The 19,947-nt window shown below is 71.8% G+C and carries 19 protein-coding genes; 12 read left to right on the top strand and 7 right to left on the bottom strand.

Annotated features, from left to right (window positions below; translation table 11 throughout):
• Position 1 precedes the first annotated feature (1 nt).
• Complete coding sequence (locus ACT4N7_RS17065) at positions 2–952, top strand: helix-turn-helix domain-containing protein (RefSeq protein WP_444829734.1); 951 nt, start codon at positions 2–4, stop codon at positions 950–952.
• Between the two features lie 261 nt (positions 953–1,213).
• Positions 1,214–2,773, top strand: coding sequence for an FAD-binding oxidoreductase (locus ACT4N7_RS17060; protein ID WP_444829733.1), 1,560 nt, complete (start codon positions 1,214–1,216; stop codon positions 2,771–2,773).
• A gap of 21 nt (positions 2,774–2,794) precedes the next feature.
• Here the strand turns inward: ACT4N7_RS17060 and ACT4N7_RS17055 are convergent, their stop codons facing one another.
• Both ACT4N7_RS17055 and ACT4N7_RS17050 read right to left on the bottom strand, forming a co-directional pair.
• The gene (locus ACT4N7_RS17055) at positions 2,795–3,715 is read right to left on the bottom strand and encodes a hypothetical protein (RefSeq protein ID WP_444829732.1); all 921 of its coding nucleotides are present in this window, start codon (positions 3,713–3,715) and stop codon (positions 2,795–2,797) included.
• Between the two features lie 189 nt (positions 3,716–3,904).
• A complete protein-coding gene (locus ACT4N7_RS17050; protein WP_444829731.1) occupies positions 3,905–4,330 on the bottom strand; it encodes an HIT family protein in 426 nt (141 codons plus the stop codon).
• A gap of 201 nt (positions 4,331–4,531) precedes the next feature.
• Here ACT4N7_RS17050 and ACT4N7_RS17045 point away from each other — a divergent pair, with 201 nt between their 5' ends.
• Complete coding sequence (locus tag ACT4N7_RS17045; protein WP_444829730.1) at positions 4,532–5,677, top strand: trans-sulfuration enzyme family protein; 1,146 nt, start codon at positions 4,532–4,534, stop codon at positions 5,675–5,677.
• 39 nt (positions 5,678–5,716) lie between these two features.
• A complete protein-coding gene (locus tag ACT4N7_RS17040; RefSeq protein WP_444829729.1) occupies positions 5,717–6,190 on the top strand; it encodes an Lrp/AsnC family transcriptional regulator in 474 nt (157 codons plus the stop codon).
• Between the two features lie 58 nt (positions 6,191–6,248).
• Here the strand turns inward: ACT4N7_RS17040 and ACT4N7_RS17035 are convergent, their stop codons facing one another.
• On the bottom strand, positions 6,249–6,875 hold the full coding sequence (locus ACT4N7_RS17035) for an LPXTG cell wall anchor domain-containing protein (RefSeq protein WP_444829728.1): 627 nt from the start codon (positions 6,873–6,875) through the stop codon (positions 6,249–6,251).
• Between the two features lie 324 nt (positions 6,876–7,199).
• Here ACT4N7_RS17035 and ACT4N7_RS17030 point away from each other — a divergent pair, with 324 nt between their 5' ends.
• The 5 genes from ACT4N7_RS17030 to ACT4N7_RS17010 all read left to right on the top strand — a co-directional run bounded on the left by ACT4N7_RS17030 (position 7,200) and on the right by ACT4N7_RS17010 (position 11,175).
• The gene (locus ACT4N7_RS17030; RefSeq protein WP_444829727.1) at positions 7,200–7,658 is read left to right on the top strand and encodes a hypothetical protein; all 459 of its coding nucleotides are present in this window, start codon (positions 7,200–7,202) and stop codon (positions 7,656–7,658) included.
• 45 nt (positions 7,659–7,703) lie between these two features.
• Entirely contained in the window at positions 7,704–7,892 is a 189-nt protein-coding gene (locus ACT4N7_RS17025) for a hypothetical protein (RefSeq protein WP_444829726.1), read from the top strand.
• Positions 7,893–7,927: 35 nt separating this feature from the next.
• The gene (locus ACT4N7_RS17020) at positions 7,928–9,019 is read left to right on the top strand and encodes an MBL fold metallo-hydrolase (protein ID WP_444829725.1); all 1,092 of its coding nucleotides are present in this window, start codon (positions 7,928–7,930) and stop codon (positions 9,017–9,019) included.
• Positions 9,020–9,036: 17 nt separating this feature from the next.
• A complete protein-coding gene (locus ACT4N7_RS17015; protein WP_444829724.1) occupies positions 9,037–9,558 on the top strand; it encodes a GNAT family N-acetyltransferase in 522 nt (173 codons plus the stop codon).
• Positions 9,559–9,645: 87 nt separating this feature from the next.
• On the top strand, positions 9,646–11,175 hold the full coding sequence (locus tag ACT4N7_RS17010) for a hypothetical protein (RefSeq protein ID WP_444829723.1): 1,530 nt from the start codon (positions 9,646–9,648) through the stop codon (positions 11,173–11,175).
• On the opposite strand, the gene ACT4N7_RS17005 is transcribed toward ACT4N7_RS17010, so the two are convergent.
• Positions 11,144–12,640: an acyl-CoA synthetase gene (locus ACT4N7_RS17005; RefSeq protein ID WP_444829722.1), complete on the bottom strand. Its 1,497-nt coding sequence runs from the start codon at positions 12,638–12,640 to the stop codon at positions 11,144–11,146. The two genes, ACT4N7_RS17010 and ACT4N7_RS17005, sit on opposite strands and share 32 nt — an antisense overlap.
• A 95-nt stretch (positions 12,641–12,735) precedes the next feature.
• Here ACT4N7_RS17005 and ACT4N7_RS17000 point away from each other — a divergent pair, with 95 nt between their 5' ends.
• From ACT4N7_RS17000 to ACT4N7_RS16990, 3 genes are read left to right on the top strand one after another with little or no spacing between them, the layout of a single operon-like run.
• Entirely contained in the window at positions 12,736–13,422 is a 687-nt protein-coding gene (locus ACT4N7_RS17000; protein WP_444829721.1) for a histidine phosphatase family protein, read from the top strand.
• Positions 13,423–13,431: 9 nt separating this feature from the next.
• Entirely contained in the window at positions 13,432–13,872 is a 441-nt protein-coding gene (locus ACT4N7_RS16995) for an SRPBCC family protein (protein ID WP_444829720.1), read from the top strand.
• A gap of 45 nt (positions 13,873–13,917) precedes the next feature.
• Positions 13,918–14,382, top strand: a complete 465-nt coding sequence (locus tag ACT4N7_RS16990; protein ID WP_444829719.1) for a hypothetical protein — start codon at positions 13,918–13,920, stop codon at positions 14,380–14,382.
• On the opposite strand, the gene treZ is transcribed toward ACT4N7_RS16990, so the two are convergent.
• From treZ to glgX, 3 genes are all read right to left on the bottom strand, one after another.
• Positions 14,383–16,146: a malto-oligosyltrehalose trehalohydrolase gene (treZ, locus tag ACT4N7_RS16985; RefSeq protein WP_444829718.1), complete on the bottom strand. Its 1,764-nt coding sequence runs from the start codon at positions 16,144–16,146 to the stop codon at positions 14,383–14,385.
• Complete coding sequence (gene treY / locus ACT4N7_RS16980) at positions 16,143–18,398, bottom strand: malto-oligosyltrehalose synthase (RefSeq protein WP_444829717.1); 2,256 nt, start codon at positions 18,396–18,398, stop codon at positions 16,143–16,145. Before treY ends, treZ begins: the two co-directional genes overlap by 4 nt.
• The coding region (gene glgX / locus ACT4N7_RS16975; protein ID WP_444829716.1) for a glycogen debranching protein GlgX at positions 18,398–19,947 on the bottom strand (1,550 nt) is incomplete at its 5' end. The genes glgX and treY, both read right to left, overlap by 1 nt.

Below are 19,947 nucleotides of genomic sequence, written 5' to 3'. Positions count from 1 at the left end.
CATGTCCATCGAGTCACGGGACGCCGCCGCGTTGCCCGATCTGCTCGACCGCGGTCCGTTCCCGGATGCCCTGCGGGCCGCGATCCGCGCGCGCGGCCTCGGCCTGGAGCGGCTGCGCCAACGTTTGCGCAGCCGCGGCGTCTCGGTCAGTCTGGCCACCCTGAGCTATTGGCAGTCCGGCCGCAGCCGCCCCGAGCGGCGCGACTCGCTCGTCGCGCTGCGGCACCTGGAGGCCGTGCTCGACCTGCCGGACGGCGCGCTGGCCGCGTTACTCGGCCCGCCCCGGCCGCGCGGGCGTTGGCTCGGCTCCGTGGGCGACAGCCCGGCGATCGGCGCGTTCTGGTCGCACCCGGGGCCGGTCGAGGAGGCGGTGCGGGAGGTCGACATCACCTGGGACGAGCGGCTGACCCGGATCAGCCAGCACGACCGGGTGCTGGTCGGCCCGGACGGCGGCGAGCAGGCGTACGTGTCCCGGCAGGTCCTGCGCGCCGAGGCCGACGGGCCCGACCGCTGGGTCGTCATCCTGCACACCGACGAGCACGACCGGCCGCCGCCGACCGTGCGGCCGCTGCGGCACTGCGGGCTCGGTCGGGTCGTCAACCGGCCCGGTGCCGGGCTGATGGTGGCCGAACTGCTGTTCGACCGGCCCCTGGCCAAGGGCGAGACGGTCATCACCGAGTACGAACTGGTCAACGCCGCGCCCTGTCCGGTCGACGCCAACTACGAGCGCAAGTTCCGGCTGCCGGTGCGCGAGTTCGTGCTGGAGGTGTGCTTCGACCCCGCCGCGGTACCCGACCACTGCGAGCAGTACACCCGCGACGAGCACGGCGTGGAGACCGCCCAGCCCGCAGAACTCGACCGAAGCCGGTCGGTGCACGGCGTGGCGCTGAACTTCGGACCCGGCTGCTACGGCTTCCGGTGGGGGTGGACTGTCGACGTCGCGGTGTGCTGATCCGGCCGCGCCGTTAACGGTTAAGGAACCCGATGCCGTTGCCTCGGGACTCGGGGACCGGGACCATGATCTTCGACGGTGCCTCAGGTCGCGCAGGGTCGACCGCGGGGACGGCCGTCCGCCTCACCGCACCGCGGCCGGGACATCGCGGTCCGCGCCCTCGCACGGTGAGGACGGCGGGCCTCGGCGCCGGTGTCACGACCGGCTCCGGGGCCCGCGCGCGCTCGCGGTAACTTACCGGCGAGTCGCTAGGAGGTTGCCGTGGCCGACGATCCGCTGACCCGGTCGTGGTGGGGGTGGGGGCACGTCGAGCAGGCGCTGCCCGACGACGAGTGCGCCGGTTTCGGCGCGCTGCTGCCCGGTTTGGCCGACCGCCCGCGGCCCGTGCCAGCGCCCGCCGACCTGGTGCTGCCGCCGGTCCGGGTGCGCCCGCCCGCGGCGCTGGCCGACCGGTTCTCCGACACGCCGCACGACCGTGCCGCGCACACGTACGGCAAGGCGTATCGCGACGTCGTGCGCGCGCTGGCGGGCGACCTGCGGGCGGCGCCCGATCTGGTCGCCCGGCCACTGTCCGAGGCCGACGTCGCGGCCGTGCTCGACTGGGCGGGCGACGCCGGAGTTGCCGTGATTCCTTACGGCGGCGGCAGTTCCGTCGTCGGCGGCGTCGAGTACCGCGGTGACCGGCCGTCGGTGTCGCTCGACCTGACCGCGCTCGACCGCGTCCTGGAGGTCGACCCGGTGAGCCGGGCCGCGCGGGTCCAGGCGGGCGCGCTCGGGCCGGTGCTGGAGGAACAGCTCCGGCCGCACGGGTACACGCTGCGGCATTTCCCGCAGAGCTTCGAGTTCTCCACCGTCGGCGGCTGGCTCGCCACCCGCGCGGGTGGCCACTACGCCACCCTGCACACGCACATCGACGACTTCGTCGAGTCGCTGCGCGTGGTCACCCCGGTGGGCGTCAGCGAATCGTGGCGGCTGCCGGGTTCGGGCGCCGGGCCGTCACCGGACCGGATGTTCCTCGGCTCGGAAGGCACCCTCGGGGTGATCACCGAGGCGTGGCTGCGGGTCCAGGACCGCCCGGCGCACAAGGCATCCGCCGCCGTCACCTTCACCGACTTCGCCGCCGCCCTCGACGCGGTCCGTGCCATCGCGCAGTCCGGGCTGCACCCGGTGAACTGCCGCCTGCTCGACCCGGGCGAGGCGCTGTTCAGCGGTGCCGGAGACGGCACGGTCAGCGTTCTGGTGCTGGGCTTCGAATCCGCGGGCCACCCGGTCGACGCGCAGCTGAAGTCCACTGTGGACTTGGCGCTCGCGCACGGCGGCCGAGTCCGCGAGAACTCCGGCGCCGCCGTCGAATCGTGGCGCGCGGCCTTCCTGCGCATGCCGTACGTCCGCGACGGCCTGGCCAGGATGAGCGGCGTCGTCGAGACGTTCGAGACCGCGACGACCTGGGACCGTGTCCCGGACCTGGTCGAGGCCGTGCGGACGGAGGTGGGCGCGGCCGTGCGGGAGGTGTGCGGGGTCCCTGGACTGCTCAACTGCCGCTTCACCCACGTGTATCCCGATGGCGCGGCGCCGTATTTCACCGTTGTGGCACCGGGAAAGCCCGGCGCCGAACTGTCCATGTGGGACGAGATCAAGGCGGCGGCCATCGAGGTGCTGCACCGCCACCGCGCCACCATCACCCACCACCACGCCGTGGGCCGCGACCACCGCCCCGGCTACGACCGCCAACGCCCGGACCCGTTCGCCCTCGCCCTGCGCGCCGCGAAAGCCGCGCTCGACCCGCACGGTGTGCTCAATCCGGGCGTTCTGCTCGACTGATCCTCGACCGGACTCGGTCCGTCAGGCCGGACTGTCCGAATCGGACTCCTCTGGCCGGGTGAGCTGCCTGCGCTCGCCGTCCTGACCGGTGAGCCGTACCCGTTCCCCGTTCACCGCACTGAGCGTGGGCCGCTCCGGCGCGGGCGCGTCGAGCCGCTCGGCGTACTGGGGCGCGATCTCGGTGTCGGTCACCGCCGCCGAGAGTCGCGCGAACGTGGGCAGCAGCGCCGCCGCTTCCCGCACCTGCTCAGGATGCCGCGCCAGCCACCAGACGACGGCGCTGCCGGGATCGGTGAGCACATCGTCGGCGAGATACGTCCGCGCTGTCTGCTCCAGGTCGCGTTCGTGGTGCAGCACCTGCTTTTCCTTGCGCAGCTCGGCCAACCGCGCCAGCCGCCGGGCGTCCTCCTCGGGCACGCTCAGCGCCACACCCTCCGCCCACGCCACGATGCTGCCCGACCGGTCGGGCAGCATCGTCCCCAGCTCGGCGGCCAGCCTGGCCTGCACCACAGGGGAATCCGTCGGCGATCCGGTCACCGTGATCTGCCGGGCCCGCTCCAGGATCGCGTGCACCGCCAACCCGCGCGGGTTCCCGTGCCGCGCCGCCGCGGCGTCGGAGGTCCAACAAACGGTGCAGGACAAGATGAACCGGTAGTACGGCTCCGCGCTGTCGACCGGGATCGCCGGCACCTCGTGCTCATCGTGCGGCGGCCTCGGCGGTGCGGGCTTTCTGTTCTCCCGCACCGCTTCGGACCGCAACTGCCGCTGCTCGCGGACGAACAGGATCTGCTTGACGGCCAGCGCCCCGGCCGCGACCGAGAGCACGAACACCACCACGGTCGCCCAAGTCGGCCAGCCCAACACACCCCCCACCACCAACGGCAACCCCACGGCGGCGCCCGCCACCAGAGCGGGCGCCCGCCAGGGCGCGGCAGTTTCCACACCTAGGTGGGTACCTCCTGCGGCCGCGGAGTTATAGACCGGCCAAGCGGATTCCCTCGAACATACGAACGCCGCGACCGCCGAGGGTGACATCCCTGGGCCAGTCAGGGGACCACATCGACCAATGCGCGGCCGTCGCCCCCATTCGCGCACTCGTCCGAACGGCCGCCGGGGCCATGACCGGCGCGATCAGCCCTGATCGGCCAACGACGCGCGGATGCGGGTGGCGTAGTCCTCGGCGCGGTGTTCGGCGTCGTAGGGGTGGCGGGGGCCGAGCCAGAAGCGGAGGCCGTCCTTGCGGCGGCGGGGGATCACGTGCAGGTGCAGGTGCGGCACCGACTGGCTGATCACGTTGTTGATCAGGATCATCGACCCGTCCGCCGCCAGGCCGTCCTCCACCGCCCGCTCCAGTCGCTGGGCGAGGGTGAAGAAGTCGGCGACGCGGTCCGCTGGCAGCTCGCTCAGCACGGCCACGTGGATCTTGGGCACCAGCAGGGTGTGGCCGTGGAAGAGCGGCCGGTGGTCGAGGAAGGCGATCGACCGGGCGTCATCGTGCACCACCGTCGCGGGCAGTTCGCCCGCCGCGATCCGACAGAACACGCAGGTTTCCGACACGGGGCCTCCACGACTTGGTGCGTCGATCATCACCGACCGCCCGGGCGGCGGCGAATCCTGTTCGGCGCGGCACCCGTTCGCGCCGCGTCCGCCGAATCGGTGACGGTCGCGGGCCGGGTTTCGCGGCGGCGGTTTCGCGTGCCGTCCGCGGGGGCGAATCGGCGGTCATTCTGTGCGCACCCGGACGTAAAGGAGCATGCGATGAGCCGCTTCGCCACGCTGGCCGTGCACGCGGGCCGCGACAACCTCGCGGGCGCGCACGTGCCGCCCATCGACCTGTCGACGACGAATCCGGTGCCCAGTGTGGAATCCGGCGGCGCGGCGTACGAGGCGCTGGCGCTCGGCGGCCTCCCGCCCGCGGACGGCGGCCTGGTCTACCAGCGGCTGTGGAATCCGACCGTGGCCCGTTTCGAGGACGCGCTCGCCCAACTCGAACGGGCCGAGCAGGCCGTGGCGTTCGGCTCCGGCATGGCCGCGCTGACCGCGTGTCTCATCGCGACCGTCGGCGAGGGCAAGCCGCACGTCGTGGCGGTGCGGCCGGTCTACGGCGGCTCGGACCACCTGCTCGCCACCGGCCTGCTCGGCACCGAGGTCACCTGGGCCGAGCCGGACGGCATCGCCGCCGCGCTGCGGCCCGACACCGGGCTGGTGCTGGTGGAGACGCCCGCGAACCCGACCCTGGACCTGGTCGACCTGCGGGCGGCCTGCCTGGCGGCGGGCGACGTGCCGGTGATCGTCGACAACACCTTCGCCACGCCGGTCCTGCAGCGGCCCGTCGAGCACGGCGCGACCCTGGTGCTGCACTCGGCGACGAAGTACCTCGGCGGGCACGGCGACGTGCTGGGCGGCGTGGTGGCCTGCTCGGCCGAGTGGGCCGCGAAGCTGCGCCGGGTGCGCGCGGTGACCGGCGGCCTGCTGCACCCGCTCGCCGCGTACCTGCTGCACCGCGGCCTGCAGACGCTGCCGGTCCGGGTGCTCGCCCAGCAGGCGAGCGCGGTCGAGATCGCCGCGTGGCTGGCCGGGCTGCCGCACGTCGAGCGCGTGCACTTCCCGGCGGGGGAGTTGGTCGGGCGGCAGATGTCCGGCCCGGGCGCCATGATCGCGGTCGCGGTCGCGGGCGGCTACGCGGCCGCGGCGCGCACCGTCGAGGCGGTCCGGCTGATCACCCACGCGGTGTCCCTCGGCGGGGTCGACACGCTGATCCAGCACCCGGCGTCGCTGACCCACCGCCCGGTCGCGGCCGAGGCCAAGCCGCACGCGGCGGTGCTGCGACTGTCGGTGGGCCTGGAGCACCCGGACGACCTGCGGGCCGACCTGGAGTACGCCATCAAAGACGCCCACCGCTAGATTCGGCCGAACTGGGCCGAACCGAAGTGGACACCGACGATGGCACTTTCAGCCGAACTGGATTCGATCGATGTGGCGATCCTGCGTGAGTTGCAGCAGGACGCGCGACTGCCGAACAAGGACCTGGCCGAGATCGTCGGCGTCGCGCCGTCCACCGCGCTGGAGCGGGTGCGATCACTGCGCAGGCGCGGCGTGCTCACCGGCTTCCACGCCGCGGTGAGCCTGCCCGCGCTGGGCAGGCCGGTCAGCGCGCTGCTGTCCGTGCGGGTGCGCCCGCACCGCCAGCAGATCGTGGAGGCGTTCAAGGGCTACGTGCTGGACCAGCCCGAGACGGTGTCGCTGCTGCACGTCTCGGGGCCGGACGACTACCTGGTGCAGGTCGCCGTGCCGGACACCGGCCACCTGCAGCAACTGCTGATCGCCCGGCTGCTGAGCAGGCCAGAGATCGTCTCGGTGAACACGCTGCTGGTGTTCGAGGCGATAGGCCGGCCGGTGCAGGCGCCGATTCGTTAGACAGCGTGGCCGCCGGGATCGGATCGACCCCGGCGGCCTCGTGTCGGACGGTGTCGGACTACGCGCGGTTGCGGCGGCGCACGATGACCAGCGCGGCGGTGCCGCCGAGCAGCAGCAGTCCGCCCAGCGCCAGCGGCAGCGTGACGCTGGCGCCGGTGTCGGCCAGCTCGTCGTCGTCCGCGACGGCGGCCGTGGTGGTGGTGACCGGCGGCTGGGTCGTGGTTGTGGTCGCCGGGGGCGTCGTGGTGGGTGCCACGGTCGTGGTCGGCGCCACGGTCGTGGTGGTCGTGGTGGTCGGCGGCGTCACGCACGCCTTGACCGGCAGGACTTCCTCGAAGGACCAGCCCTTCTCGGCCTTCGGGTCGTCCCACGCCGTCACGGTGACGGTGAACTTGTAGTCGACGTCGGCGGGCAGCTCCCACTTCTTGGCGAAGTCGGTGCCGAACTTGGTGTCGACGAGGACCTTGTCCCCGTCGGTGACCTTCACGGTGTTGTCCTTGGTGGCGTTGTAGCTCGCCAGGCCGACCGACAGCGTGGTCTTGCCCGCCTTGCACTCCGCTTTCAGGTTGGGCGTGTGCGCGCTCGCGGTGCCCGCGAAGGCCGCCATCGCGGTGGCGGCGAGGGCGGCGGTGACGATCAGGCGCCCGGCGGACCGAAGGCCGTCGCGGGACCGGGTGTTGACCAAGGGACTCTCCTCATCTGAAGACGCACGAAGCTGTCCGCAGCCCCGACTCCCCACGAGCCGCTGACGTTGATGAGTCGCGAGACTAGTCACCTACTTGGGGGCCGATTCACCTGGGTATCCACGCATAGTTGCCAGATCGCGGTTTGGTCACGAGTAGGTGACACCCAAATGAATGACACAAATCTGGTAACGGCCCGTTCGTGTCGGTGGCGGGATTGTGACCCCATCCGGCAATCGGGTGAGGTACACAGAGGGCACGAGCACAATCTGTCATCACCCGTGGACATTCAGCGGTGGATGATACCGGCCATTCGGGTGAACACGATGAGCCAGCCCTGCGAGATATCTCGCTCAGCCGACCTGAGTGAGATCGACGGTCTTCTCCGCGCGGTGGTCGCGGACGGCTTCACTGTGTACCTGTGCGGCGGCGCCGAACGGCCCGAGGCAATCGTGGCCACCTATGCCTGGGAGAGCCACGTCGACTACGTGGTGATCAAGGACGCGCACGACGTCACCGCGGCCCGCTCCCGGCAGCACCGCGACTGGGACGTCTTCGCCGCCGCGACGGTCGTGTGGTCGTACCAGGGTCACGCGCGCTGGGCGCTGCGCGCCATCCTGGACCTGCCGCCCCCCGAACACCCGGACGCGCCGGACGACGAGTACCGGGCGCCGGAGAGTCTGCGGGTAGACCCCGCGCACCTGCGCAAGGTGTCCGTGCGCTCACCCCGGCCCGGCCTGGTCGCCCGGCGGGCCATGCGGCTGCGCCTGTCGGGTTGGCGGTGACCACAGCGCGGCCCCATGCTTGTGCTTTCCGTGACGGAGGTGGCTGTGCGGACGTGGTTGGTCGTGCTCGGTGTGGTGGGCCTGCTCATCGGCGGCGTCTGGACCCTGCAGGGGTTCGGGGTGATCGGCGGCAGCTTCATGTCCGGCTCGCGGCTGTGGCTCGCCATCGGGCTGGTCGTGGTGGTCGCGGGCGGGTGGGCGGTCATCGAAGGGGTACGAAAGCGCCCTAGCTGAGGACATCCACAGAAACGCGCAGGCACCATCGAGCCATGAGACCCATTCGAGTCCTCGCCGCCCTGGGCTTGGCCGCCGCGGCGGCGTGGGCGGTCCGCGACGTGCCCGCCGCGCTGGGCGGCACGGCGCGCGGCGACCGCGCCGACCGCGTCCAGCGCTCGCCGCAGTTCCGCGACGGCGCGTTCCGCAACCGCGCGAGCACCAGGACCCTGCCGCCCGGCACCGGCCGCGACGTCGCCCGCCAACTGCTGTTCGGTGAGCAGCGCCGCACGCCCGCAGGCCCGATCCCGCTGGCCGTGCCCGCGCCGCCGACCGCGGACGGGCTGCACCTGACCTGGTACGGCCACGCCACCACGCTGGTCGAGATCGACGGCGCGCGGGTGCTGTTCGATCCGGTGTGGAGCGAGCGGGCGTCACCGTCCCGACTGGTCGGCCCGCGCAGGCTGCACGCCCCGCCCCAACCGCTCGACGCGCTGCCCCGGGTCGACGCGATCGTCATCTCGCACGACCACTACGACCACCTCGACATGGCGACCGTGCGGACGCTCGTGCGCACCCAGTCGGCGCCGTTCGTGGTGCCGCTCGGCGTGGGCGCGCACCTGGAGCGGTGGAAGGTGCCCGCCGACCGGATCATCGAGCTGGACTGGTCGGAGAGCGCCGAGGTCGCGGGCGTGCGGCTGGTGGCCACGGCCGCGCAGCACTTCTCCGGCAGGCTGTTCACCCGCGACGGGACACTGTGGACGTCGTGGGTCATCGCCGGGCCGACGCGCAAAGTGTTCTACACCGGCGATTCCGGCTACTTCGACGGCTACGCCGAGATCGGCGCCGAGCACGGCCCGTTCGACGCCACCCTGATCCAGGTAGGTGCCTACGGCGACGGGTGGCCCGACATCCACATGACCCCGGAGGAGGGCGTCGCCGCCCACCTCGACGTCCGCGGCGGGCTGCTCGTGCCGGTGCACTGGGCCACGTTCACCCTGTCCCTGCACGGCTGGACCGAGCCTGCCGACCGCGTCTGGGCCGAGGCCAAGGCCCGCGACGTGCCGCTGGCCATCCCGCGGCCGGGGCAACGGATCGACGTGGACGATCCCCCCGCGGTGGAGCCCTGGTGGCAGACCCTGGGCTGAGCCCTAGAGTCGTCGGCATGCTGACGTTTCGCGAGGCGACCAACGCCGATGTGTCCGCGTTGGTCGCGCTCATCGAGTCCGCTTATCGCGGCGAGGCAAGCCGGGTCGGGTGGACGACCGAGGCCGATCTGCTGGCGGGCCAGCGGACGGACCCGGACGGTGTCGCGGCGATCATCGGCGCGCCCAAGACCGTGTTGCTGGCGGTCGAGCGGGACGGGGAGCTGGTGGCCTGCTGCCAGCTCGCCGACGAGGACGGCACCGGGTACTTCGGCCTGTTCGCCGTCACCCCCGGCGGCCAGGGCGCGGGCATCGGTCGCGCCACCCTCGCCGAAGCCGAACGCGTCATCCGCGACGACTGGGGCCTGGCCGAGCTGCACATGAAGGTGCTCACCGCGCGCGCCGACCTCATCGCCTGGTACGTCCGCCGCGGCTACCGCCGCACCGGGCAGCGCTCGCCGTTCCACTACGGCGACGAACGCTTCGGCCTCCCCCTCCGCGACGACCTGGAGTTCGAGACCCTGATCAAGACACTGCGCTGAGGCTGGTCCTTATCCGCGCAATCGGAACAACGACAACGGAAACGCGGCCGGGGTGTTCGTTGCGGATGCGCGCGCGACAATGGGTTGGTGACTCCAGCGATCTACGACCACATCGTCGCCCACCTCGATCCCGGTGGGTGCGGGCTGCTGCCCGGCGGCGACACGCTGCCCGACGAAGACCCGGCCGACGACCGGGTGCGTTGGGCGTCCGGCGCACGCGACGGCGCGCTGGGGCACCACATGGCGCGCGGCGACGACGGCGCGAGTGACCTGCCCGACCTGGTCGAGGCCGCGGTCCGCGACGCCGGGTACGCCGCGCTCTACGACGCGTTGTGTGCCGGGGAAGTGTTGGCGCGTCTGGACGACGTGCTGCGCGGTGTCCGTGCCGCGGGGTTGCCCGCCGACGGCTTGCACGCGCTGGGCACCCGCCTGGTCACCGAGGCCCGCCACCGCGAGCCGGTGAAGTTCGGGATCGCGCTGCTGGGTCTCGGTGACGCGCCCGCCGACGCCGAGTTGCTGCTGCGGGTGGGTAGACACGAGGAGTTCACCCTCTTCGCGGCCGTCGCGATTCGGAACACCCATCCCGCGGCGGAGCCCGTGCTGCTGAGCCTGGCCCGCGGCGTGCGGGGCTGGGGCCGCATCGGCGTGGTCGAGCGGTTCGACCGCACCGCGAGCCCACAGGTGCGGGACTGGTTGCTGCGCGGCGGTTTCCGCAACTCCGTGATGGACGAGTACCTGGCGCACCAGGCGGCGACGGTCGGCGGGCTGGTCGACGCGTTGGCCGCCGACGACATCGACGGCGAACTGCTGGCCGCCGCCTGCGACATCGTCAGCGCGCTCATCGAGGGCGGCCCCGCCGAGGACATCGACGACTACCCCGACGCCCCGCTCGCCGTGCGGCTGCTCGTCGGGCACCTGGAGCGGCGGGCCGACACGGTGCACCACTTCGGCTGCGTCGCGCGCGTAGAGCGGTTTCTCGCCGATGACGGCTGGGCACACCGCTACCAGCGCGGCTGGGACCTCGCCCTGCACGACGCGCTCGTGCGCCGTTGTCTCGATCTGCTGGCCCGTCCACTGTGGAGGAACCTGGTCGCCGCGGGCCTGGAGTCCGCTGACGACAAGGACTTCCACGCTGCCGCCTACGCCGCGGGCGTGCTCGGCATCGATACCTTCGACGCCTGGTTGCGCCGAGTACGCGGCACCGAGGCGGGCTGGTTCGGCCTGATGGCCCAGGCCACCGACGAGCGGCTGCCCGCGATCCTGCGCCTCGCCGAGGACACCCCGCCGCTGGCCGAGTTGTCGACCGGGCCCGCCGACGTCACCGGGCTCGGCCCGCGCTGGTCGGCGCACGCGGCGCTGGACACCGTGGTCACCGGGCTGCGCGAGTTCCCCGGCCAGGGCGTGCCGCTGGTGTTGGCGTCGCTGCGGTGTCCGGTGGTGCGCAACCGGATCATGGCCGTCAAGACGCTCACCGGCTGGGGTCCCGCCGCGTGGCTCCCCGACGTCCAGGCCGCCCTGCGGCACGCGGTCGACGACGAGCCCGATGCCGGGCTGCGGGAGAGCATGCGCCAACTCCTGACCGGGCCTAGCTCAACCGATCCCGCAGGACGCGCTTGAGGAGTTTGCCGGAACCGTTGCGCGGCAAGTCATCCACGATGTGCACGGCCTTGGGCACCTTGAAGCCCGCCAACTGCCCGCGGACGTGGGCGATCAACTCCTCGGGGGTGACCTCGGCCTTGGTGACCACGACCGCGGTGATCGCCTCGATCCACCGCGGGTCGGGCAGCGCGATGACGGCGGCCTCGGCGACCGCGGGGTGGGTGTAGAGCGCGTCCTCGACCTCGCGGGACGCCACCAGGACGCCACCGGTGTTGATCACATCCTTGATCCGGTCGACCACGGTGATGTAGCCCTCGGCGTCGGCGCGGACCAGATCGCCGGAGTGGAACCAGCCGTCGCGGAAGGCTTCGGCGGTCTCCTCGGGCTTGTCCCAGTAGCCCGTGCAGAGCTGCGGCGACCGGTAGACGACCTCGCCCAGTTCGCCCGGCGGGACGTCGTTCCCCTCGGCGTCCACCACCCGCAGCTCCACGAACAGTGCCGTACGGCCGCACGACTCCGGGCGCTTGTCGTGCTCGTCCGGGCCCAGCACTGTCGCGAGTGGACCGATCTCGGACTGGCCGAAGCAGTTGTAGAAACCCAGTCCCGGCAACGCTTCGCGTAGCCGAGCCAGCACCGGCTGCGGCATGATCGACGCCCCGTAGAACGCCTTGCGCAGCGAGGACAGGTCGCGCTGGGGGAAGTCCGGGTGGTTGGACAGCGGCACCCACACCGTCGGCGCCAGGAACAGCGCGCCCGCCCGGTCGGCCTCGACGCGCCGCAGCACCTCGGGGATGTCCGGCGCCTCCATGAGCAGGTTCGTCGCACCGACCGCCAGGTACGGCATCAGGAACACGTGCATCCCCGCCGAGTGGTACAGCGGCATGCAATGCAGCGGGTCGTCGGCGGCGGTGTACTCCAGCGCAACGATGCAGGACACGTACTCGTGCACCAGCGCGCGATGGGTCATCATCGCGCCCTTCGGCCGCGACGTGGTGCCCGAGGTGTAGAGGAGCTGGACCAGGTCGTCGTCGGCAACGGCCACCTCGATCACGGGCACCGGCCCCGCGCTCGACCGCGCCAGCAGTGACCCGTCCGCGTCGCGCAGCGGCACCACGTCGACCCCGGACACCTCCCCGACCAGCGCCGGGTCGGCCAGCACGACCTTGCTGCCGGACTGCGTGAGCAGGTAGGAGAGTTCCTCGCCGGTGAGGTTGTAGTTGACCGGCACGTGCACCAGCCCGGCCCGCGCGCAGCCCAGGAACGACAGCAGGAACGCGTCGGAGTTCTTGCCGTAGGCGGCGACCCGGTCGCCCGCTGCCAGCCCCAGGTCGAGCAACATTGCTGCGGCGCGGCTGACGGCGTCGTCCAGTTCGCGATAGGTCCATGTCCGGTCCGCGAACCGCAACGCGACCCGCCCGGGGGTGCGCAGCGCACTGCGGCGCAGGACGTCGTCAACAGTGCTGGACCGGGATCCGATCGACATGTGCCCTCCTGGTGTCGGGCATCAGTGTGCGGGATACCGACCGTTAATCCGACCCCGGTTGACGAACCGGCAGGCGGGACGGTCTGCTGTGGTCCGTGTCGACCCCCGAATACCGCCAGGTCCGGTTCACTCCGCCGCCGGGCTCCACCGAACTGCTGCTCATCCGGCACGGCGAGTCCGCGCCCGCCCGCCCGGACGTGCCGTTCGCGCTGGTCGACGGCCAGGGCGACCCCGATCTGGCGCCCGAGGGCCGCCACCAGGCCGAGCGGATCGCGGCCCGGCTCGGCGGTCTGCACCTCGACGCGGTCTATGTGACCACGCTGCGCCGGACGGCCCAGACCGCGGCGCCGCTGGCCAGGGCGCTGGAGTTGGCGCCCCGGATGGAGGCCGACCTGCGCGAGGTGCACCTCGGCGAGTGGGAGGGCGGCGTGCTCCGCCGCAAGCTCGCCGAGGGCGACCCGGTCGCGCTGCGGATGCGCCGGGAGCAGCGCTGGGACGTCATTCCCGGGGCCGAGTCCGCCGAGCGGTTCGCCGCCCGCGTGCGTGCCGGGGTGGAGCGGGTCGCGGCGGCGCACCCCGGGCAGCGGGTCGCGGTGTTCACCCACGGCGGGGTCATCGCGCAGGTGTTCGCGCTGGCCAGCGCGGCGATGCCGTTCGCGTTCCTCGGCGCGGACAACGGATCGATCTCCCAGGTGGTCGTCGACGGGCCCGCCTGGCACCTGCGGCGGTTCAACGACACCGCGCATCTCGACTTGGCGGTGTCCGCCGCGGACCTGAACTAGCGTGGTGCCATGTCATCCCGTCAGGTCTCGGACACCCGGGTCGTCGCGGCGCCGCCCGCGGAGATCTTCGCGCTGCTGGCCGACCCGGCCAAACACCCGCTGATCGACGGCTCGGGCACCGTGCGAGCCGCGCGCGGCACCGGCCCGCGCAGGCTGGAGCTGGGCGCGCGATTCGGCATGGACATGAAGTTGGGCCTGCCGTACAAGATCCGCAACACCGTGGTGGAGTTCGAGGAGGACCGGCTCATCGCGTGGCGGCACTTCTACGGCCACCGCTGGCGCTGGCAGCTCCACGACCTCGGCGACGGGCGCACCGAGGTCACCGAGACCTTCGACTGGTCCACCGCGCGCATCGGCGTGCTGCTGGAGCTGGTGCGGTTCCCGGCGAAGAACCTCAAGGGCATCCGCGCGACGCTGGACCGGCTGCAGGAGCGCTACCCCGCCGCCTGACCCGCTTGTCAAGCGGGTGGTGTCGGGTGGTGCGACCATGAATTCATGACGTATCCAGAGCCCGACCCGCAGCGGACCAGAGCGATCCCCGGGCAGGACCCCGCGTACCGCGACCCCGCGTACGTGGCGCCTGCCGGGGAGGAGGTCGTCCACGAGCGCGTCGAAGACAGCCACGCCAGCCGGGTGCGCACCATTCGCATGGTGTGCTCGGCGATCACCTTCGTCTGCGCGCTGTTCGCGGTGGTACTGGTCGCGCAGATCATCCTGACGCTGGCCGACGCCAACCCGGCCAACGGGTTCGCGTCCTTTGTGGAGGGATTCTCGGGCGCTATCTCGCTCGGTTTCGACGGGTTGTTCACCCCGGACTCGGCCAAGATCGCCGTGCTGCTGAACTACGGCACCGCCGCGATCGTGTGGCTGCTGATCGGTGCCGCGATCACCTTCCTGATTCGCCGGTTCGGCATGCCGGGCCCACGTCGCGAGGTTCGGTACCGTCGTTCGGTGGAGTAGTCAGGCGGTGGTGAACGCGACTTTGACGGCGTTCATCGACGTGCTGCCGACGACGGCGAAAGCATTGGGCGGCAAGTGAAGTGTGTCGTCATCGAAGCGGACGCCGTCGGTGGCGAGTAGTCGGGTGCGTGCGGTGACAGGAACGGCCGTCTCGTTTTCGCTCAGGTTCACCGCCACCCGGAGCGTGCCGCGGTGCAGGATCAGCGCGCCCGCGGCCGGTTCGACCAGGAATCGGTCCAGGCGGGGGTCGCTCAGTTCCGGGTGGGCGCGGCGCAGGGCGATCAGGTCGCGGTAGGTGTCGAACACCGCTCGGTGGGCGGGATCGGCCAACTCGCCCCATTGCAGCACCGAGCGCAGCACCGTGGCCGGGTCCATCGGGTCGGGCACATTGGCCTCGCCCCAGCCGTGTTCGGCGAACTCGCGGCGTCGGCCGGTGCGGACGGCGTCGGCGAGGTCGGGGTCCGGGAAGGACGCGAAGAACTGCCAGGGCGTGGTCGCCGCCCACTCCTCGCCCATGAACAGCATCGGGGTGTACGGCGAGCACAGCACGATCGCCGCCCCGCACAGCATCCGCGCGACCGGCACGGTGGCGGTGAGCCGGTCGCCCGCGGCGCGGTTGCCGATCTGGTCGTGGTTCTGCAGGTAGGCCAGGAACCGGTGGCCCGGCACGATTCGGGTGTCCACCGGCCTGCCGTGCGTCCGCGCGCGGAACGACGACCACGTGCCCGCGTGGAAGAACGCCGAGCGCAGCGTCGTCTCCAGCGCGCCCGGCGCGGCGAAATCGGTGTAATAGCCCGAAGTCTCGCCGGTCAGCGCGACGTGGACGGCGTGGTGGACGTCGTCGCACCACTGGGCGTCGAGGCCGTAGCCGCCGCCCGCGCGCGGGGTGACGTGTCGGGGGTCGTTGAGGTCGGACTCGGCGATCAGCGACAGCGGTCTGCCCAGCGCCGTCGCCAGTACGTCGACCTCGACGGCCAGTTCCTCCAACAGGTGGGTGGCCCGGGTGTCGACCAGCGCGTGCACCGCGTCGAGCCGCAGACCGTCCACATGGAACTCGCGGAACCAGCCGAGCGCGTTGTCGAGCACGTAGCGGCGCACCTCGTCGGAGTCCGGCCCGTCGAGATTGAGCGTCGGGCCCCACTGGTTCTTCCCGGCGAAGTACGGCCCGAACCGGTCCAGGTAGGCCCCGGACGGGCCGAGGTGGTTGTAGACGACGTCGAGCACGACGCCGAGGCCGCGCGCGTGGCAGGCGTCGACGAACTGCTTGAACGCCGTCGGACCGCCGTAGGGCTGGTGCACCGCGCCCCACAGCACACCGTCGTAGCCCCAGCCCGCGGTGCCGTCGAACGCGTTGACCGGCAACACTTCCACCAGGTCGACACCGAGTTCGACCAGGTGGTCGAGGTGGTCGATCGCGGCGTTGAACGTGCCGTCCTCGGTGAACGTGCCGATGTGCAGTTCGTAGAGCACGCTGCCCGCCAGCGCCCGGCCGGTCCACGCCGAGTCGGTCCATTCGAACGCGCGGTGCTCGTAGCGCCGCGACGGGCCGTGCACGCCTTCGGGCTGCCAGGCCGACCGCGGGTCCGGCAGTGGGGTCTCGTCCTGGTCGAGCAGGAAGGCGTAGTCGGAGCCCGCGCCCGCGCCGGGCACCCGGACGTGCCACCAGCCGTGCTCGTCGCGGGTCATCTCGTGGTGGCGGGAGCCGGTGGCCAGGCGCACCCGGGACCGGTGCGGCGCCCAGACGGCGAACTGTTCCAGGTTCATTGCCCACCTCGCAGCAGGAGAGCGACAGGGTACTCCGCGAGCAGGTCGGCGAGGTAGCCGTCGGTCGTGCGGCCGGTGAGCTGGTCGGTCCAGCGGCCCGCGGGCAGGTCCAGCCATGTGTTGTCCCAAGTAGACAGTCCAATGGGGAGCCTGGTGGCCACCGCGATCAGGTCCGTGCGCTCGAAGGCCACCACGTGCGCGGCCGAGGTGCCGGTGGCGATCACGGGACGGTAGCAGGTGAACAGGTCGGGCCGGTCGCGGCGCAGCCGCAGGACGGTGCGGACCACGTGCAGCTTCGCCGCCCCGGTCTCGTCCACCGGGGGCCGCCAGCCCTGGTCGAGTCGGGCGAGCAGCGCCCGGCGCGCCGCGAAGTCGACCGGCCTGCGGTTGTCCGGGTCCACAAGGGACAGATCCCACAATTCGGTGCCCTGGTACACATCCGGCACACCCGGGCCCGCGAGCTGGAGCAGCTTCTGGCCCAGCGCGTTCGACCAGCCCGGCGGGGTGATCCGCGCGGCGAACGCGGCCACCTCGGCGGCGAGGTCCGCGTCGGCCAGCACCTCGCCGGGCCACGCGCGCACCGCCGCCTCGAACGCCGCGTCGCGGTCCACCCAGGTGGTGCGCAGCTTGGCTTCCTTGGCCGCCTTGTCCAGGTAGTCGGCCAGCCGGTCCGCGTCGATCGGCCACGCGCCCAGGATCGTCTGCCAGGCCAGCAGGTTCAGGGTCGGTTCGGGCAGGCCGCGGCGCTCGGTCCATCGGCGTACCGCGGCGGTGAACTCGTCGGGAATCTCGGCCAGCACGGCCAGCCGGGCGCGCACATCCTCGGACCGCTTGGTGTCGTGTGTGGACAGTGCGGTCATCGACGCCGGAAAGTCCGCCGCCCGCGCGGCCTGCGCGGCGTGGAACTCCTCGACGCCGACGCCGAAGCGGTCGGGGGTGCCGCCGACCTCGTTGAGCGCTACGAACCGCGTGCAGCGGTAGAACGCGGTGTCCTCGGTGCCCTTCGCGACCACCATGCCGGAGGTCTGCTGGACGCGGGTGGCCAGTTCGCCGTCCGGGTCGGCCAGCACCTGTCGGTCGAGCGCGTCGACCGCGTCCGCCAGTTCGGGCCACGCCAAGCGAACCCGGGCCACCGCCGCCGCCCAGTGCGCCTCGCCTTCCGGCAGATACGACCGGTACACCGGGAAGGCCACCATCAGCTCGGCCACCGCGCGCTGCGCCTGCTCAGTGTCCACATCGGACATCAGAGCGGCGATCCTGCGCACCTCGGCGGCCAGCGAGGTGCCGGTGACGAGCTGCCTGCACTCGTCCCGCACGGCCGCGAAATCCGTTGGCACACCAAGGGAGTGGGCCAACGCGGTGAACGGCGCCGCGCCCGCCGGGTCGATGAACACCCCGCACACCTCGCGCAGCGCGTCGTAGCCGGTGGTGCCCGCGACCGGCCAGGACGCGGGCAATGTCTCGCCCGCCTCCAGGATCTTCTCCACCACGATCCAGCAGCCCGCCCGCGCCGCGAGCGTGCGCGCGTAGCCGCCCGGATCGGCGAGCCCGTCCGGGTGGTCGACCCGCAGGCCCAGCACATCGCCGTCGGCCACCCAGCGCAGCACCTCGGCGTGCGTGGCCGTGAACACCTCGGGGTCCTCGACCCGCACCCCCGCGAGCGTGCTGACGTCGAAGAACCGCCGGTAGTTCAGCTCGGCGCCCGCTCGGCGCCAGTCGATCAGCCGGTAGTGCTGGCGCTCGTGCACCGCGCGCGGGTCGCCGTCGCCGGTGCCGGGCGCGAGCGGGAACTCGTGCTCGAAGTAGCACAGCTTTCCGTCGCGCACGACCAGTTCCGCACTGTCCTCATCGGACCCGAGGACGGGGATCGTCACCGGGAAGGACTCGATGTCGAAGTACCGCGCGAAGGCCGAGTCCGGCCCGTGCGTGAGCACGTCCCACCACCACGGGTTCGCCGAGGGCCGCTCGACCGCCATGTGGTTGGGCACGATGTCCACCACCAGGCCCAGCCCGACCGCGCGAAGCCGTGCCACCAAAGCCTTCCGGCCGTCCTCGCCACCCAGCTCCGGGTTCGCCCTGGTCGGGTCGACCACGTCGTAGCCGTGCGCCGAGCCGGGCGTCGGGGTCAGGATCGGCGACGAGTACAGCGCGCCGACCCCCAGCGCGGCCAGGTAGTCGGCCTGGTCGGCGGCTTGCGCGAAGCCGAAGTCCGGCCGCAGTTGCAGCCGGTAGGTGGACGTCGGCGCGCTCATCACTCGGTCCCGGTCCGGCGCAGCACGATCAGCGAGCGCGAGGTCAGCGCCAGGATTTCCTTCCCGGAGTACGTGGCGCCCGCCGCCTGCGAGACCTCGCCGGTCGCCGTGTCGAGCACCACTGTCCACTCGGCACCGTAGTCGCCGTCCGGCACGGTGACCTCGATGTCCTCGTGGTGGGCGTTGAAGCACAGCAGGAACGAGTCGTCGGTGACCCGGTCGCCGCGCTGGTCGAGGTCGGGGATGCCCTCGCCGTTGAGGAACGTGACGATGCACCGGCCGAAGCCGGATTCCCAGTCCTCGTCGGACATCTCTTGGCCCGCCGGGGTGAACCAGGCGATGTCGCGCAGCTCGTCGCCGCGCCGGATGGGCCTGCCCGCGAAGAACCGCCTGCGCCGGAACACCGGGTGGTCGCGGCGCAGCGCCACCACGCCCGCGGTGAACTCGGTCAGCTCGGCGTTGGCCTCGGCCAGCGACCAGTCCACCCAGGACAGTTCGGTGTCCTGGCAGTAGGCGGTGTGGTTGCCCTGCTGGGTGCGGCCGAACTCGTCGCCGTGCAGCAGCATCGGCACGCCCTGGGACAGCAGGATGGTGGCGATCATGTTGCGCCGCTGCCGGGCGCGCAGCGCGAGCACGTCCGCGTCGTCGGTCCGGCCCTCGACGCCGCAGTTCCACGAGCGGTTGTCGTCCGCTCCGTCACGGTTGTCCTCGCCGTTGGCCTCGTTGTGCTTCTCGTTGTAGGACACCAGGTCGTTGAGGGTGAAGCCGTCGTGCGCGGTGACGAAGTTGATCGACGCGAACGGCCTGCGCCCGTCGTTCTGGTAGAGGTCGGACGAGCCGGTGATCCGGGAGGCGAACTCGCCGAGCGTGGCGGGCTCACCGCGCCAGAAGTCGCGTACCGTGTCGCGGTACTTGCCGTTCCACTCCGTCCACAGTGGAGGGAAGTTGCCGACCTGGTAGCCGCCCGGGCCGACGTCCCACGGCTCGGCGATCAGCTTGACCTGGCTGATCACCGGGTCCTGCTGGACAATGTCGAAGAACGCGGAAAGCCGGTCCACGTCGTAGAATTCGCGGGCCAGGGTGGCCGCGAGGTCGAACCGGAACCCGTCCACCCGCATCTCGGTGACCCAGTATCGCAGCGAGTCCATGATGAGCTGCAACGTGTGCGGGTTGCGCACGTTCATCGAGTTCCCGGTGCCGGTGTAGTCCATGTAGTAGCGCCGGTCGTCCTCGACGAGCCGGTAGTACGCCTCGTTGTCGATGCCGCGCATGGACAGCGTCGGCCCGAGTTGGTTGCCCTCGGCGGTGTGGTTGTAGACCACGTCGAGGATGACCTCGAGGCCGGCGGCATGCAGGGCCCGGACCATCATCTTGAACTCACGCACCGAGTCGAGCGGGGTGCGCGCCGACGAGTAGCGGAGGTCCGGCGCCAGGTAGGCGAGCGTGTTGTAGCCCCAGTAGTTGCTCAGGCCCCGTTCGACCAGATGGCGATCGTAGGCGTGGTGGTGCACCGGCATCAGCTCGACGGCGGTAATGCCCAAACCGGTGA

Origin of the sequence: Actinokineospora sp., from assembly GCF_052390155.1 — a bacterium.
GTDB lineage: Bacteria > Actinomycetota > Actinomycetes > Mycobacteriales > Pseudonocardiaceae > Actinokineospora.
This window is presented reverse-complemented; position numbering and strand designations above follow the sequence as displayed.